The organism is Rhodocyclus gracilis (assembly GCF_009617575.1).
Taxonomy (GTDB): domain Bacteria; phylum Pseudomonadota; class Gammaproteobacteria; order Burkholderiales; family Rhodocyclaceae; genus Rhodocyclus; species Rhodocyclus gracilis.
Genome location: NZ_WIXJ01000012.1, coordinates 48,461 through 64,128 on the forward strand (window position 1 = coordinate 48,461; position 15,668 = coordinate 64,128).

At 65.4% G+C, this 15,668-nt stretch carries 15 protein-coding genes; 13 read left to right on the top strand and 2 right to left on the bottom strand.

The window, feature by feature from the left end:
• Nucleotides 1-4: 4 nt before the first annotated feature.
• The 10 genes from GHK24_RS12435 (at nt 5) to GHK24_RS12480 (ending at nt 10,063) form a co-directional block, all read left to right on the top strand.
• Nucleotides 5-1,591 (top strand): chemotaxis protein CheW, encoded by a 1,587-nt coding sequence (locus GHK24_RS12435; protein ID WP_153473204.1) that lies wholly within the window; start codon nt 5-7, stop codon nt 1,589-1,591.
• 114 nt (nt 1,592-1,705) lie between these two features.
• Nucleotides 1,706-2,788 carry a chemotaxis-specific protein-glutamate methyltransferase CheB gene (gene cheB, locus GHK24_RS12440; protein WP_153473205.1) on the top strand — a complete coding sequence of 361 codons (1,083 nt, stop codon included), beginning with the start codon at nt 1,706-1,708 and terminating at the stop codon, nt 2,786-2,788.
• The gene (locus GHK24_RS12445) at nt 2,779-3,417 is read left to right on the top strand and encodes a HEAT repeat domain-containing protein (protein ID WP_153473206.1); all 639 of its coding nucleotides are present in this window, start codon (nt 2,779-2,781) and stop codon (nt 3,415-3,417) included. Before cheB ends, GHK24_RS12445 begins: the two co-directional genes overlap by 10 nt.
• A 10-nt stretch (nt 3,418-3,427) precedes the next feature.
• Nucleotides 3,428-4,270: a CheR family methyltransferase gene (locus GHK24_RS12450; protein WP_153473207.1), complete on the top strand. Its 843-nt coding sequence runs from the start codon at nt 3,428-3,430 to the stop codon at nt 4,268-4,270.
• A complete protein-coding gene (locus GHK24_RS12455) occupies nt 4,267-4,638 on the top strand; it encodes a response regulator transcription factor (protein ID WP_153473208.1) in 372 nt (123 codons plus the stop codon). The genes GHK24_RS12450 and GHK24_RS12455 overlap by 4 nt, the downstream gene beginning before the upstream one ends.
• Complete coding sequence (locus GHK24_RS12460) at nt 4,635-7,331, top strand: chemotaxis protein CheA (protein WP_153473209.1); 2,697 nt, start codon at nt 4,635-4,637, stop codon at nt 7,329-7,331. The genes GHK24_RS12455 and GHK24_RS12460 overlap by 4 nt, the downstream gene beginning before the upstream one ends.
• 1 nt (nt 7,332) lies before the next feature.
• The gene (locus tag GHK24_RS12465; RefSeq protein ID WP_194286425.1) at nt 7,333-7,620 is read left to right on the top strand and encodes a hypothetical protein; all 288 of its coding nucleotides are present in this window, start codon (nt 7,333-7,335) and stop codon (nt 7,618-7,620) included.
• 25 nt (nt 7,621-7,645) lie between these two features.
• Nucleotides 7,646-8,020, top strand: a complete 375-nt coding sequence (locus GHK24_RS12470) for a response regulator (protein ID WP_153473210.1) — start codon at nt 7,646-7,648, stop codon at nt 8,018-8,020.
• Between the two features lie 13 nt (nt 8,021-8,033).
• The gene (locus GHK24_RS12475) at nt 8,034-9,311 is read left to right on the top strand and encodes a methyl-accepting chemotaxis protein (protein WP_153473211.1); all 1,278 of its coding nucleotides are present in this window, start codon (nt 8,034-8,036) and stop codon (nt 9,309-9,311) included.
• The gene (locus GHK24_RS12480) at nt 9,311-10,063 is read left to right on the top strand and encodes a ParA family protein (RefSeq protein ID WP_153473212.1); all 753 of its coding nucleotides are present in this window, start codon (nt 9,311-9,313) and stop codon (nt 10,061-10,063) included. The genes GHK24_RS12475 and GHK24_RS12480 overlap by 1 nt, the downstream gene beginning before the upstream one ends.
• 19 nt (nt 10,064-10,082) lie before the next feature.
• On the opposite strand, the gene trhP is transcribed toward GHK24_RS12480, so the two are convergent.
• Nucleotides 10,083-11,378 carry a prephenate-dependent tRNA uridine(34) hydroxylase TrhP gene (gene trhP / locus GHK24_RS12485; protein ID WP_153473213.1) on the bottom strand — a complete coding sequence of 432 codons (1,296 nt, stop codon included), beginning with the start codon at nt 11,376-11,378 and terminating at the stop codon, nt 10,083-10,085.
• Between the two features lie 266 nt (nt 11,379-11,644).
• On the opposite strand from trhP, the gene rng reads away from it, so the two are divergent.
• Nucleotides 11,645-13,099: a ribonuclease G gene (gene rng / locus GHK24_RS12490; protein ID WP_153473214.1), complete on the top strand. Its 1,455-nt coding sequence runs from the start codon at nt 11,645-11,647 to the stop codon at nt 13,097-13,099.
• Between the two features lie 18 nt (nt 13,100-13,117).
• Here rng and GHK24_RS12495 read toward each other — a convergent pair whose 3' ends face one another.
• Complete coding sequence (locus tag GHK24_RS12495) at nt 13,118-13,507, bottom strand: MaoC family dehydratase (RefSeq protein WP_228384693.1); 390 nt, start codon at nt 13,505-13,507, stop codon at nt 13,118-13,120.
• Between the two features lie 158 nt (nt 13,508-13,665).
• Here GHK24_RS12495 and GHK24_RS12500 point away from each other — a divergent pair, with 158 nt between their 5' ends.
• Together GHK24_RS12500 and GHK24_RS12505 are read left to right on the top strand one after the other, a co-directional pair.
• Entirely contained in the window at nt 13,666-14,292 is a 627-nt protein-coding gene (locus tag GHK24_RS12500; protein WP_153473216.1) for a C40 family peptidase, read from the top strand.
• 123 nt (nt 14,293-14,415) lie between these two features.
• Nucleotides 14,416-15,273 (top strand): HDOD domain-containing protein, encoded by an 858-nt coding sequence (locus GHK24_RS12505; protein WP_153473217.1) that lies wholly within the window; start codon nt 14,416-14,418, stop codon nt 15,271-15,273.
• Nucleotides 15,274-15,668 lie beyond the last annotated feature (395 nt).

Sequence of the window (15,668 nt, forward strand, 5' to 3'; positions counted from 1 at the left end):
GATCATGAGCCACGATGCGAACGACACCGGCCATGAAGCCGGTGGAAATTCCCAGTCCTCCCCGGCGGAAGACGCAAGCGAAGTCAGTAGCGACCTGCGCCAATACGTGACCTTCATCGCCGGCGACGAGGTCTTTGCCGTCGACATGGCGCCAGTGCAGGAGATCATCCGCGTGCCGGATACCGTGCGGGTGCCGCTGGCACCCGCGAGCCTGAACGGACTCGCCAACCTGCGCGGCAAGGTGCTGCCCATCATCAGCCTACGCCGCCTCTTCGGCATCGAAGAAAAGGCCGACGACGACGCGACGCGCGCGCTGGTCATCGATCTCGGTCAGCCGCTCGGCTTCGTCGTCGACCGCGTCTCCAGCGTCGTCGGCGTCGATCCGGCGCGTATCGAGGAAATCGGCTCGCTGCGCTCCGCCGTCAACACCGACCTGCTGGCGGGAATGATCAAGGATGCCGGCGGCCACGCGATGATCATGGTGCTCGACTTCGCACGCCTGATCGAAGCCGAGTTCGCCACCATCGCCGAACTGGCCCGCCAGGGCGGCGCGACAGCGCTGGGCAGCGGGACGCGCGATAACGACGACGAGGCCGACGCCGACGAATTGCAGCTGGTGAGCTTTGAGGTCGCCGGACAGGAGTACGCCATCGCCATCGAGGATGTGCACGAGATCGTCCAGGCACCCGAAGAAATCGCGCATGTGCCGCGCGCCGCCGCGCACATGCTCGGCGTGATGACGCTGCGCAACCGCCTGCTGCCCTTGGCCAGCCTGCGCAGCCTGTTCGGACTGCCCACGCGCGACACCGACGAGCGCAGCCGTATCGTCGTCGTCGCGCTCGGTGACGCCAACGTCGGGCTGGTCATGGACAGCGTGAACGAGGTCTTGCGCGTCGCCCGGCATGACGTCGACGCCATGCCGGCGCTGATGCAGCGCACCGGTAATCTCGCCGACATCACCAGCATCTGCCGGCTCGACGGCGGCAAGCGTCTGGTGTCGATCATTTCGGCGCAGGCACTCTTCAATCACTCGGCCATTCGGGAGGCGCTCGACACCGTGGACACTCTGCAGCAGGAAAACACCGCCGCCGTCACGGACGACGACGAACTCGACGACGAGGAGCAGCTCGTCGTGTTTCGCCTCGACAAGGAAGAGTTCGGGGCGCCCATCGACAGCGTGCAGGAGATCGTGCGCGTCCCGGAGGAGCTGACGCATGTGCCAAAAGCGCCGCCCTTCGTCGAGGGCGTGATCAATCTGCGCGGCATCGTGCTGCCGGTCATCGACTTGCGCCGACGGCTCGGCCTGCCGGCGGTGGAGCGCTCCGACCGGCAGCGCGTGATCGTCTTCCTGATCGCCGGTGTACGTACCGGCTTCATCGTCGACTCGGTCGCCGAAGTGCTGAAGATCCACAAATCGGCCATCGAACCGGCGCCCTGCCTGTCCGGCGAACAGGCCAAGCTGCTGGCACGCATGGCCAATCTGGAGAAGCAAAAGCGCATGGTGCAACTGATCGATCCGGCCCGCCTGATCGAAAACGAGGATCTCGACACTCTCAACGAATTCAAGGAGCTCGCCGCTCTGGCCGCCTGATCATCCAGCATCAACCGACCGAACGGGGGCGCTCGCACCTGCCAGATGGGCCGGAGCGCCGCACCTCCGCCGCACCAGAACCGTCCCACTCCACGGCTTCACCGAGACCCCGGCATGATCAAGCTGCTCATCGTTGACGATTCCGCGCTGATGCGCCGCCAGTTGAACACCCTGTTCAGCGCCGAAGGCGATTTCGAGATTCGCCTTGCCCGCAACGGGCGCGAAGCGCTCGACGAGAACCTCAATTTCCAGCCGGATGTCATCACCCTCGACATCAACATGCCCGAGATGGATGGCCTCACCGCGCTATCGCTGCTCATGGCGCAGCGAGCGGCGCCGGTTGTCATGGTCTCCTCGCTGACCGACAAGGGCGCGCTCGCCACCTTTGAGGCGCTCAACCTCGGCGCTGTCGACTACGTTGCCAAACCCGGCGGCACCATCTCGCTGTCGATCAAGGAGATCAGCGACCTGCTGATCGGCAAGGTGCGCGCCGCCGCGCGGGCACGCCTCAAAAATGCGCGCCCGGCGAGCCTCGCCCACCGCTTGCGCGAGGAACGCACACGCGCCACCGCCCGCCCCCTGCCGCGTAGCTTTGCCGGCGGTGACGGTCTGGTGCTGATCGGCGTGTCGACCGGCGGGCCACGCACGCTGGAAGACATCCTGCCGCTGCTGCCGGCCGAATTCCCGTGGCCGATCATCGTCGCCCAACACATGCCGGCGAGTTTCACCCGCCCCTTCGCCGAGCGGCTCGACGGGATGTGCGCGTTGCGCGTCGTCGAGGCCGCCAAGCCGATGCCGGTCGAGCCCGGCGTCGTCTACATCGGCAAGGGCGGCGCCGACGTCGCCCTCAGCCGCCGCGCCGGCCGCCTGACGCTGCTGGCCAAGCCGGAAGATGGCCGCTTCCTCTGGCACCCCTCGGTCGAACTGCTCGGCCGCACGGCGCTGGAGCACGTCGAACCAGCCCAACTGATCGGCGTCATGCTGACCGGCATGGGCAACGATGGCGCCGAGGCCTTTACCGACATCCGCCGCCGCGGCGGACGCACGATTGCCGAATCGGAAGAGTCGTCCGTGGTCTTCGGCATGCCGGCAGAACTCATCGCCCGCAAGGGCGCGAGCATGGTTCTGCCTTCCGACAAAATTGCTGTCCAGCTCTCCGCGTGGGCAGGAAGGGAACGGAGCGAACCATGCCTCTGATCAAGCCGGGGCAAACGCCCCCCTCCGATGAGGAAAAGCGGCGCTGGCCACGCGATGCCGACGGTCTGCTACGCGCACTCGACGACAGCACCCCCAGCGCCCGCCGTTGCAGCGCCCGCGACATGGCGAACGCCGAGAACGATGCTCAGCGCGCCTTGTTCGCTGCCGCACTGCTGGCAAGACTGAGAAGCGAGCACGAAGTCTCGGTGCGCGAAGTGATGCTGACCACGCTGGTGCGCTTGGGCGACATTGCCGCGCTCTCCGGCCTCGCCGACTGTCTGCGCACCGACGACACGACACTGCGCAACGAGGTGATCGAAGCGATGCGCGAAGCGCCGGCGGAAACGGCGCCGATCATCCTCGAACTCCTCGGCGATGCAGAGCCGAGCCTGCGCGTCTTCGCCGTCAATATTCTTGAATCCTTTCGCCACCCGGACGTCGAACACTGGCTGATCGACCTTATCTCGCACGAGGCGAACGTCAACGTGTGTGCCAGCGCGGTCGACGTCCTCTGTCTCACCGGCAGCACGGCCTCGCGTCCGGCCCTTCTGGCGCTGCGGCAACGCTTTCCGGAAGAACCCTTCCTCCAGTTTGCCATCGACCTGGCCCTCAAACGCACAGCGGACTGAGCACAAGGCCATGGCCGATATCAGCATCAGCGAACAGGACTTCGAGAAGTTTCGGGAGTTCTTCTATCGCAAAAGCGGTATCCAGTTTGATGACTCGAAGCGCTATTTCGTCGACAAGCGGCTGATCGAACGCATCGAAGCGACCCAGTCAGGGTCTTTTCGCAACTACTTCATGCTCTTGCGCGTCCAGGCATCGAATGCGGAGTTGCAGACGCTGACCAATCTGATGACGGTCAACGAAACGTATTTCTTCCGTGAGGAATACCAGTTCGACAGCCTCGTCAATTCGATCCTGCCCGAGATCGTCCGCCTCAAGCAGGACCAGAAACCGATCCGCATCTGGGTCATCCCCTCCTCCTCCGGAGAAGAAGCCTATTCGATCGCCATCAAGCTGCTCGAGTGCTGGCCTGCGATCAACGAAGTCGATGTCGAAATCATCTCCTCGGACATCGATACGCACATCCTCGGACAGGCAAGGCAAGGGCTGTACTCGGCGCGCTCGGTCGCGCAGATGCCGACCCGCTATCTGCAGCAGTATTTCCGCCGCGTCGGACAGAACTGGCAGATTTGCGACGCCTTGCGCGACGCCGTGGAGTTCACGCGCGTCAATCTGTCCGACCCGTCCGACACACGAGCCTATCGCGGCTTCGACGTGGTGTTCTGCCGCAACCTGCTCATCTACTTCGACGACATCTCGCGCAAAGCCGCCGCCGAAACCTTCTACGACGCGCTCAACCCCGGCGGCTTCATCTGCCTGGGCCATTCCGAGTCGATGAGTCGCATGTCCTCACTGTTTCGCGTGCGCAAGTTTCCCGACGCGATCGTCTACCAAAAACCGCTGGAGGCCCGATGAAACGCATCCTGATTATCGACGACGCGGCGACGGTACGCCTGTATCACCGTCAGATACTCGAAAAAGCGGGCTATCTCGTGGAAGAAGCGTTCAACGGCCTTGAAGCCCTCGAAAAAGCACTGCAAGCGCCCTTCGACCTCTATCTCGTCGACATCAACACGCCCAAGCTCGACGGCTTCGGCTTCCTGCGCGAGTTGCGCAGCCAGCCGATTACGCAGACACCGGCGATCATGATTTCGACCATGGCCGAAGAGCGCGACCGCCAGCAGGCCGCCGCCGCTGGCGCCAACGACTATCTGGTGAAGCCGGTGCGACCGGAGCAACTGCTCGCGCATGTGCGCCCCCTGCTCGGCGAGGTCAGCACATGAACCCGCTCCTCACGCAGTTTCTCAGCGAGGCGCGCGATTTCCTGCAAAGCATCGCCGAGAAGCTGATGCAACTGGAAAGCGCGCCAAACGACAACGAGGCGATGAACGAGCTGTTCCGGGCGGTACACACGCTCAAAGGCAACAGCGGCCTCTTCGACTTCCCCGAGATGACGCGAGTGCTGCACGCCGGCGAAGACCTGCTCGACGCGGTACGCGAAGAACGCCTCGCCTATTCGCGCGCGCTGGCCGACCAGCTCCTCGACGCCATGGATTTTGTCGGCATGCTCTGCGACGAGATCGAGAGCCGGGGCGCCATCGGCGCGCAACACGCGAGCGTCGGTGCCGAACTCGCCGCCGCGCTGCGCGAGTTCATGACGAGCGACAGCGACTCAGCGCCCGACGCCGCCCCAGCGGCGCCAGCCGACCTTGCCCGAGCAGTAGCCAGCAACACGCCGGACAGCATCTTCCTCGCCCCGCCGGCAGAAGAACTGCTGGCCATCCCGGAAGACATCCGCCGCGCGGCCTGGCAGCGCGCGCACGACGGCGCCAGCCTCTACTGGCTCTGCTACACGCCGGACGAACAATGCTTCTTTCAGGGCGAAGACCCGTTTTTCCTCGCCCAGCAAACGCCGGGGCTGCTCTGGGGCCGTATCACCGCCCGCGAGGCGTGGCCGCCGCTCGCCGAACTCGACGCCTACCGCTGCCTGCTGCGCTTCGACCTGCTGCTCGCCATCACGCGCGCCGAGATCGACCAGCATTTCCGCTACGTCCCCGAACAACTGACGCTGACCCCGCTGCCGGCGCTGGCGCTGGTCTTGCCCGTCGGTGACGGCAAGGACAGCGCCGAGGGCGAGGACTTCGCCAGCGCGGCATTGCACCAACTCGAGACAGGAAGTCTCGACGCACTGCGCCACGCGACGACGGTCATGCTCGAACTCGCCAGCCCGCAACGCTGGCTCGCTTCCGCGCTGCGCTGGCTCCTGTTGCTGCTCGACACGCACGCCGCACGTGGCGCAGTTCGCCTGCTGCTCGAATCCATACGCGACGGCGCCACGCCCGACTGGCGTCAGTCGGGCACAGCCGATGCCGCTGCCCAGGCAACGCCGGCGCCCCCTCACGGCGATCCTGACACGCCTGCTGCCCTCCTCCCGCGCGCGAACGAGGTCGCCTGGGAGATTCTGGCCTGGCAAGGCGAAGTGCTGGCGCAGGCCAGCCGTGTTGCGGCACTGCCCGGACACTTGCACGCGGCGGCCACCACCCTCCGCAACTGCCTGCGCGCGCTCGGCCGGCCAGACGACACGCGTCGTGTCGACGAGGCACTGAACGAAGCGCTCGCCACATCAAGCGCCGCCCCGCTGGCCGCCTGCTTGCAACGCTTCCTCGCCGAGGCCGGGGCGACGGCCGCCGCGCCAGTCGCGGCTACTGCCGCTGCGCCAGCCTCATCACCCGTGGCGACCACCGCCAGCGACGGCGAGGGAGAGCCGCGCTTTGGCCGGCGCGCCGACGATCTGCTGCCGGGCAGCCGCACCCTCAAGGTCGACCAGGCGAAGATCGACCGCCTGATGAACCTGATCGGCGAAATGGTCGTCGCCAAGAACGCCCTGCCCTACCTCGCCGCCCGCGCCGAAAGCGGCAGCAGCGCCCGCGAGATGGCGCGCGAGATCAAGGCGCAACACGCGGTGATCAACCGCATCGCCGAAGAGATGCACGACGCGATCATGCAGGTGCGCATGCTGCCGGTGTCGTTCGTCTTCCAGCGCTTTCCCCGGCTGGTGCGCGACATTTCGCGCAAGCTCGGCAAGGAAGTCAGTCTCGTCGTCGAGGGCGAGGACACCGAAGCGGACAAGAACGTGATCGAGGCGCTGGCCGATCCCTTGGTGCACATCGTGCGCAACAGCCTCGACCACGGTCTGGAAAACCCGCAGGAGCGTATCGCCGCCGGCAAGGCCGCAGCCGGCCGCATCGCCCTGACGGCGCGGCAGGAAGCCGACCGCGTGCTCATCGAAGTGCGCGACGACGGGCGCGGCATCGACCCGGCCCACATCCGTCGCAAAGCCGTCGAAAAGGGCATCATCGACGCCGACACCGCGCACCGGATCTCCGATCAGGAGGCGATCAATCTTGTCTTCGCTGCCGGCTTTTCGACCGCCGAGCAGGTCTCCGACCTCTCCGGGCGCGGCGTCGGCATGGACGTCGTGCGCGATGCACTGGAGAAGGTGAGCGGGACGGTCACGCTGGAGAGCGAAGTCGGCGTCGGTACCTGCCTGCGCCTGTCGCTACCGCTTTCCATGGCGGTCAATCAGGTGATGGTGATCGAAAGCGACGGGCAGGCCTTCGGTGTCGCCATGGATTGCGTCGTCGAAACGGTCCGGCTGCCGCGCAGTTCGGTGCACACGATCAAGGACAGTCTGGCCGCCGTGCTGCGCGGTCGCATCGTTCCCCTGCGGCCGCTCAACACCCTGCTCGGCATCGAGGCGCCGCCGCTCTGCAACGAGGCCGACGAGCTGGCGGTGCTGATCGTCCGCCACGGCAGCGACAACGTCGGCGTGATCGTCGACGACTTTCGCCAGACCTGCGACGTCATCCTCAAGCCGCTCGACGGCATTCTCGACGCACTCCCCGGGTATTCCGGATCGGCCCTGATGGGCGACGGCTCGGTGCTGCTGGTGCTCAACCTGAAGGAGCTGATCTGACATGGCACTCCAGTTCGTGGATTCCTGCGCGCACTTCGTCGACACGGTAGGGGTCGAAGAAGCGGAAGTGCTGCTCGATTGGTTGCAAAAAACTCCGGATGCCGTCATCGATTTCGGCCCGTGCACGCACGTGCACCCGGCCAACCTGCAGGTACTGATGGCGGCGAACGCCAGCGTCCGTGCCTGGCCCGCCGAGACGCGCCTCGCTGACTGGCTGCGCCCCCTCTTCCCGACACCGGAACCAACAGTAGCACCGGCGCCGAAGCGCAAACGGCGCAAAGCCGCCTGACCCTATCACTCAAGGAACCCTGAACATGGCCAAGACCATCCTTGTCGTTGACGATTCCGCTACCATGCTGATGAGCGTCAAAACCACCCTGGAAATGAACGGCTTCAAGGCGGAAACCGCCGCCGACGGCCTGCAGGCACTGACGCGGCTGAAGGGCGGACTGAAAGCGGACCTGATCATTACCGACGTAAACATGCCGAACATGAACGGAATGGATCTGATCAAGAACGTACGCACGCTGCCCGGCTACCGCTTCACGCCGATCCTCACCCTGACGACCGAAAGTCAGGCGACGAAGCGCGACGAAGCCAAGAAGCTCGGCGCGACCGGCTGGCTCGTGAAGCCGGTCTCCGGCGCCGATCTGATCAAGGTCATCAAACAGGTGCTGCCCGGCGCCTGAGACGGGAACACCGATGCGTGCCGACGAAGAGCGGATTGCCCCCTCGTACAGCGTGCGCCGACTGGCAACGGCGGTCGTCCTCGCCGCGCTGTCAGCCGTCGCACTGGCGTGGTTCCTCACCCCTTGGGGGCAGGACGCCGGCCTTGGCAACCGTGGCGCCAGCGCCTTGAGCGCGCTGCTCGCCACCCTCGTCGGCATCCTCCTCTGCGTTCTCATCGCCCGCAGGCGTTTGGGCGACAACTCACAGGCGCCGGACACGACGCGGGCCCCGCACGCCCAGCCCACCACCTCATCCAACCGGGCACGCCGCGAAGCCGTCGAGAACGAGCTCAATTCGGTATCGCCCTACCTCGCGGTGATCTGCCAGCAACTCGGCGGCAGCGTCAGCGAGACCGAGCACAGCGTCGCCGAAGTCGTCGACAACATCGGCGCCGTGCACCGCCTGAGCAACGCGCTGGTGACGCGCAGCGTAAATGTGTCTCAGGCCGCGCGCGACGCCATCGACGCGGCCGCCAGCACGCAGGCCGATTTCAGCCGCGAAGTGCTCGGCTCGCTCAACGATCAGGTAGCCAGCCGACAGGAACAGCTGGCGAGCAATCTCGAACGCGTCCGCCGGCTGGCGAACGAAGTCAGCTCACTGGTACCGCTGGTCGACAGCGTCTCCGCCATCGCCAAGCAGACCAGCCTGCTCGCCCTCAACGCCAGCATCGAGGCAGCGCGCGCCGGCGAAGCGGGGCGCGGCTTCGCTGTCGTGGCCGACGAGGTGCGCAATCTCTCGGCCCAGACGAGCCAGGTCGCCGCCAACATCAACGACAAGATCAGCGCCGCAGTGCAAAGTGCCGAAGAAGAACTGGCTCGCGCGCGTGACAACATCGAGCACGACCACCTCACGCAGGGGCTGTCGAAGATGATCACCGAAAACAGCACGATGGAAAGCCGCTTCGCCGACATCGGCGACAATTTTTCCGGCTTCCTCGGCGAAGTCGAGAGCAGCAGCCGCGAGATTGTCGAGCGCCTGTCGGGCGTGCTGGGCAGCGTCCAGTTCCAGGACGTCGTCCGGCAGCGCATCGAACAGGTGCAGCACTCCCTGCAGGAACTCGACGCCCACCTGCACGAACTCGCCGACAAGCTCGGCGATGCCAGCTGGAACGGCACGCTGGCGACGCCCCTCGCCCGACGCATGGAGCAGCATCTCGATCGCTACGTGATGGCCAGTCAGCGCGACGCGCATGCCACCGTGACCGGCGGCGTGGCGACGAGCGACGACGGGCCAAAGATCCAGCTGTTCTGATGGCACGCATTCTCGCCATCAGTAACCGCAAGGGCGGTGCCGGAAAAACGACGACCGCGGTGAACGTTGCCGCCGAAATTGCCGCACGCGGCGAACGCGTCGTGCTGATCGATCTGGATTCCCAGGGGCACTGCGCGCTGGGCTTCGGCATCAAGGTCGAGCGCGACGCTCCCTCGGCGCATGGCCTCTTCACCGGTGCCAACACACTGCGTCAGGCACTGCGACCGACGCGGTGGCCACAGCTGTCGCTGATCCCCGCCGACAGCCGCTTCGAGCATGGCGGCGCCGACACCGGGCTATTGCAGCGCGCACTCGCCGCCGAGGGCTTTCTCGACGAAGCGCTGACGCTGATCCTCGACACGCCGCCCTCGCTCGACGCACTGCTGCTCAATGCGCTGACGGCAGCGGATCGCGTGCTGACGCCCTTCGTACCCCACCCGCTCGCCGGAGAGGGCGTACGCGCGCTGGCGCGCATTCTCTTTCGCGTCGCGGCGGATCGCAGTAATGCGGGACTGCGCGTACTCGGTTTCCTGCCGGTGATGGTGGACACGCGGATCGGCCAGCACCGCAGCGTCAGCGACAGCATCGCCCAGCAGTTCGGAGCCTCGCGCATGCTTCCCGGCATCCGCAGCGACATCAAGCTGGCCGAGGCCTTCGCGGCGGGGCAGCCGATACGTGACTACGCCCCGCATAGCCGCGGCGCCGACGACTATCGCGCGGCGACCGACGCTATCCTCGAGCGCTGGAACTGAACGGTCAGCCGAACGAACCTTAGTCCCCGACGCGCTCAAAGCGCGCCAGCAAGGCCCCCGCACAATCGGCCGGCAAATCGACCCAGACACGGTGCCCGTCGCCGGGGGCGACCGTCTGCGTGGCACCGTTGGCGTCCTCCATGCGGGCGAGGGTCGCCGTGCGGTTGCCGGACGGCTGGACGATTTCCAGACGGTCCCCGACGGCGAAGCGATTCTTCACCGCCACTTCCGCCAAACCACGCGCCGCATCGAACGCCAGCACATCGCCGACGTAGCGCCGCGTGCCATTGGCCGAAGCGCCGCTGGCGTAGTTCTGCGTCGTGGCGGCATGGTGGCGCTGGTAAAAACCATCGGTGTAGCCACGGTTAGCCAGACCGTCGAGCACGTCGAGCAGATCCGGGTCGAACGGCCGCCCGGCAAGAGCGTCGTCGATGGCGCGCCGGTAGCTTTGCACCGTCCGCGCCGCGTAGTAGGCCGACTTGGTTCGCCCTTCGATCTTCAGCGAGTCGACACCGACTGCGAGCAGCTTCGCCACGTGCTCGATGGCGCGCAGATCCTTCGAATTCAAGAGGTAGGTGCCATGTTCGTCTTCTTCGATCGGCATCAGTTCGCCGGGGCGTTGGCGCTCTTCGATCAGCCACTCGCGCACCGGAGCCACCACGGGCTGCACGTCGCCGGCCGGATCGCTGGCGCCAGGATGCAGCGTGTATTCCCAACGGCAGGCGTTGGTACAAGTCCCCTGATTGGCGTCACGCCGATTGAAGTAGCCGGAAAGCAGACAGCGACCGGAGTGCGCGATACACAGCGCGCCGTGCACAAAAACCTCCAGCTCGACATCCGGGCACTGCTGGCGGATTTCGGCGATCTCGTCGAGCGAGATTTCGCGCGAGAGGATGACGCGCGTCAGGCCGAGCGAGCGCCAGAAACGCACACTCGCCCAGTTCATCGTATTGGCCTGCACCGACAGATGAACCGGCATCTGCGGCCAGGCTTCGCGGGTCAGATGGATGAGGCCGGGGTCGGCCATGATCAGGGCATCCGGCGCCAGCGCGACGAGCGGCGCGAGATCGGCGTGAAAACTCTTCAGCTTGGCGTTGTGCGGCAGCGCATTGACGACGAGGTAAAAGCGCCGCCCAAGGGCGTGCGCCGCCGCGATCGCCTCCGCCAGCGCGGCGCTGTCGCCGAATTCGTTGTTGCGCGCCCGCAGGCTGTAGCGCGGCGGGCCGCCGTAAATGGCGTCGGCACCGTAGGCAAGTGCCGCACGCGCCATCGCCAGGGAGCCGGCGGGCGCAAGAAGTTCGGGAAGCTTAGGCATGGGCGCTGAGAGAGTAAAATGGGCCAAAGACGGCGGGTAGACCCGAGATTCGCGAAGGAACTCCCGCCACCAGAGCGGCGTCGTACGGCTCGCCGCCACGCGCGGTTCCGGGATTTGCAGACGCCGCAACAATTTGCGCAACCCGCCGCAGGGGGAGACGACTCACGAGTGAGGCACACGCGGCACTCGACGTGCCGCCGGCGCATTCTACCTGCCGCCCCCAGGACGTGCCCCACCGCTCCCACCCTTGCCAACGACGAGACATCATGCCCGAAGAAATCCTGATCAACTTTACGCCGCAGGAAACCCGCGTCGCGGTCGTCTATCAAGGTGCGGTGCAGGAATTGCACATCGAACGCAATGCCAACCGGGGCCTCGTCGGTAACGTCTATATCGGCCGTATCTGCCGCATCCTGCCGGGCATGCAGTCGGCGTTCATCGATATCGGTCTGGAGCGAACAGCCTTCCTGCACGTCGCCGACATCTGGGAAACGCGCCAGAACGGCGAGGCACCGCGCCCGATCGAGCGCATTCTCGCCGAGGGACAGAGCATTCTCGTGCAAGTGATCAAAGACCCGATCGGCAGCAAGGGCGCGCGCCTGTCGACGCAGATTTCGATTGCCGGGCGCATGCTCGTGCATCTGCCGCAAGACAACCACATCGGTATTTCACAGCGCATCGGCAGCGGCGCCGAACGTGACGCGCTGCGCGAGAAACTGACCCGCCTGGTGCCGGCGGAGCAACCGGGCGGCTTCATCGTCCGCACCATGGCCGAAGGCGCATCAGAAGACGAACTGGCGAGCGATATCAGCTATCTGCGCATGATCTGGCGGCGCATTGAGGCGCAATCGAAGACGGAGGCGCCGCCATCGCTGCTCTATCAGGAGCTGTCGCTGTCGCAGCGCGTACTGCGCGATTTCGTCAACCCCGAGACCTCGCGCATCGCCATCGACTCGCGCGAGAACTTCCAGAAGCTCTCGGCGTTTGCCGCCGAGTACACGCCGACGGTCGCGCCGTTACTCGATCACTATCTTGGCGAGCGCCCGCTCTTTGAACTGTATGGCGTCGAAGAAGAAATCCAGAAGGCGCTGGCCCGCCGTGTCGATCTGAAATCCGGCGGCTACCTGATCTTCGACCAGACCGAGGCGATGACGACCATCGACGTCAATACCGGCGGTTTCGTTGGCGTGCGCAACTTTGCCGATACCATCTTCAAGACCAATCTCGAAGCGGCAGTCACCATCGCCCGTCAACTGCGCCTGCGCAACCTCGGCGGCATCATCATCATCGACTTCATCGACATGGACAGCAGCGAGCATCGCGATGCCGTGCTCAGCGAGTTCAACAAGGCGCTGGCGCGCGACCACACCCGATTGACGGTCAACGGCTTCACCGCGCTCGGCCTCGTCGAAATGACGCGCAAACGCACGCGCGAATCGCTGGCCCACGTCATGTGCGAAGAATGCCCGACCTGCCAGGGGCGCGGCGAAGTCCGCACAGCGCGCACGGTCGGCTACGAAATCCTGCGCGAATTGCTGCGCGAAGCCCGCCAGTTCAACGCCCGCGAACTGCGCGTACTGGCCGGCCCCTCGGTGATCGATCTCTTTCAGGACGAGGAATCGCAGTCGCTGGCGATGCTCTCCGACTTCATCGGCAAGCCGATCTCGCTGCAAGCCGAGCCGAGCTACGCGCAGGAGCAGTACGACATCGTCCTGCTCTGAACCCTGGCTCGCGAGCCGCTACGGCGCAGCCGCGCTGACGCAGAGCATCGTCGCCTCACCCTCGATGACGACCTTGCCCTTGACGGTGCACACCGTGTCGAGCACACAGCGGCGCTTGCCGACCAGTACCTCCTTGACCGTCACCGTCGCCGTCACGGTATCGCCCGGCCGTACCGGCGCCTTGAAGCGCAGCGACTGCGCGAGATAGACGCTGCCCGGCCCGGGCAAGCGGTTGGCGAGCACGGCGGAGATGAACGCGGCAGACAACATGCCCTGCGCGATGCGGCCACCGAAGGGCGTCGTAGCGGCGTAGTCCTCGTTCAGGTGCAGCGGATTGATGTCGGTCGACACGCCGGCGAACAAGACGATATCGGCCTCGGTGACTGTCTTCGCCAAGGACGCGCTCATGCCGACTTCAAGTGACTCGACCGGATAACCTGTTTGCGGATTCACGCACACCTCCTGACGGGAAACGCAGTGGGAAAGGGCAGCGGACATGCCGCAGCGGCGTGAGCGCAGGCCACACCGGACGGGCGAGTCACGCGTCCGGAGTTTATACTGCGCGCATGTTTGCGCAACGCTTGTGGCTCCTTCGGCTACCTTCCTTTTCGTCCGCCGGGCAGCTGCGTGCGCCGGCTCCTTTCCCTCAAGGAACGACACGCTGGATCGCGGCGCTTGCCGCACGACGCCGCCTCGTTTCGTTTGCCTCGGTGGCCGTCACGCTGCTGACGCTGACGCTCGCCGGTTGCGGCAGCGCACCGCCAATCCCCACAGAAGCCCCACAGGCCACGCCGACGCGGAGCCTTCCCAGCAGTGCGCAGGAAGTCGTCCTCTTTTCGCTGTCGCTGATCGATACCGGCTACCGCTTCGGCGGCAAAAATCCCTCGGCGGGGCTCGATTGCAGCGGCATGGTTTCCTATATCTACGCACACGCCGTCGATTACCGCCTCACCGGCAGCGCCGCCGACATGGCGCGGCACGGCCACGCGGTTGCGCGCGAGGCGCTGCAACCGGGCGATCTGCTGTTCTTCAATACCGGCAGCGGCCCCTACTCGCATGTCGCGATTTTCATCGGCGAGGACCGCTTCATTCACGCCCCATCATCGAGCGGAAACGGGCGCGTTCGCATCGATCGCCTCTCCAACCGCTACTTCGCCGAGCGCTTTGTCAGCGCGCGACGTTATCTCGATTGACGCCGCGTCCGCGAGCCCCCATGCTCTGAGACCCGGAACGGCCTCGCCTATGCCTTTGGTCATATTGGCCGACCTCCCCAGAAATGCTAACGTTTCGCAAAATAAGATAGTTTCCCGGACGCCATGACGACGCTTGTTGATGCAGGACTTTCCCCGCTGTTACGTGGTTTTGAGATTCCTCCCTGCCCCGCCGTCCTGAACGATCTGCGCCGCGAACTCGATAGTGACGACTGCGATCCACGCCGTGTTGCTCAGCTGATCAGTCGTGATGTCGGCCTTTCTGCCGCCGTCATCCGCGTCGCCAACTCCCCGGCGCTCGCCTTGCAACGCAAGGCAAAGACGATTGGCGAAGCCCTCTCGCTGCTCGGCAGCCGACAGATTCTCAATCTAGTCGTCGGCGAACTGCTCAAACGTCTCGTCAGCCAGGAGAACTCGCCGAGTCTCGAGCGTTTCTGGGATCGTGCGGCGCTCAGCGCGGCGGTGTGCGCGCGCCTGTCGGGTCGCCTGCGTGGCAGCCAGCGCGACACCGCGTATTGCTTTGGCTTGTTCCGCGATTGCGGCATCCCGTTGATGATGCAGCGCTTTTCCGACTACAAAACGACGTTGCAACTGGCCAACCGTGCCAGCACCTCGTTTACTGACGTCGAAGACAGCCGGCACGGCGTCGACCACGCAGTCATCGGCTACCTGCTCGCCCGCAGCTGGAACCTCTCCGCCAACCTGTGCGCGGCGATGCGCTCGCACCACGAGTTTTCGGCGCTCTATCAGGAATCCGACAGCGGTCTAAGCGTCGAGTCGTGCACGCTGATCGGTATCGGCGTCGTCGCCGAGCGCGTCATCAGCCTCTCGCAAAATGCCAGCGAAGAAAACGAGTGGCGACTCGGGCGTGATGCAGTCAGCCACTTCTTCAGCCTCGGCGAAGGCGAACTCGACGATATCGTCGACGACGAACTCGAGCATCTTCGCGCCTGCAACGACTAGGTCTGCCGCGAGTCTGCCGTCTGCATCTGCTGCGGCCGGCTCACGCTCAGCGCCTGAGGGCGCGAGCACTCCCACTGAGCTCGAACGAAACGCTTTAGCGCTTGCCGCCAATGCTTGGCAATCTACCCGCGCGCTCGGGGATATCCGTGCTGTCAGGGCGCTACGCCCCCGCTCTGCTTTTTCCCCCTCCGTCCTTCGGTCACCGTCTGCTTAAGCGCCCCAAAAGGGGGACTCAAGAGATTCGCGCCTATTTTCCGCTCCCGTTGCCGCTCCCATGTGCGGCGAGAACTCCTCCGCGCAGCGGCTTTGCTCTTGCCCGAAGGCGTGCTTGCCCGGAGGGCGGTGCGGGCTGCTGGCTGGTAGCTGTCGGGGAGGGCGCCCCGGATGGCGTGCGG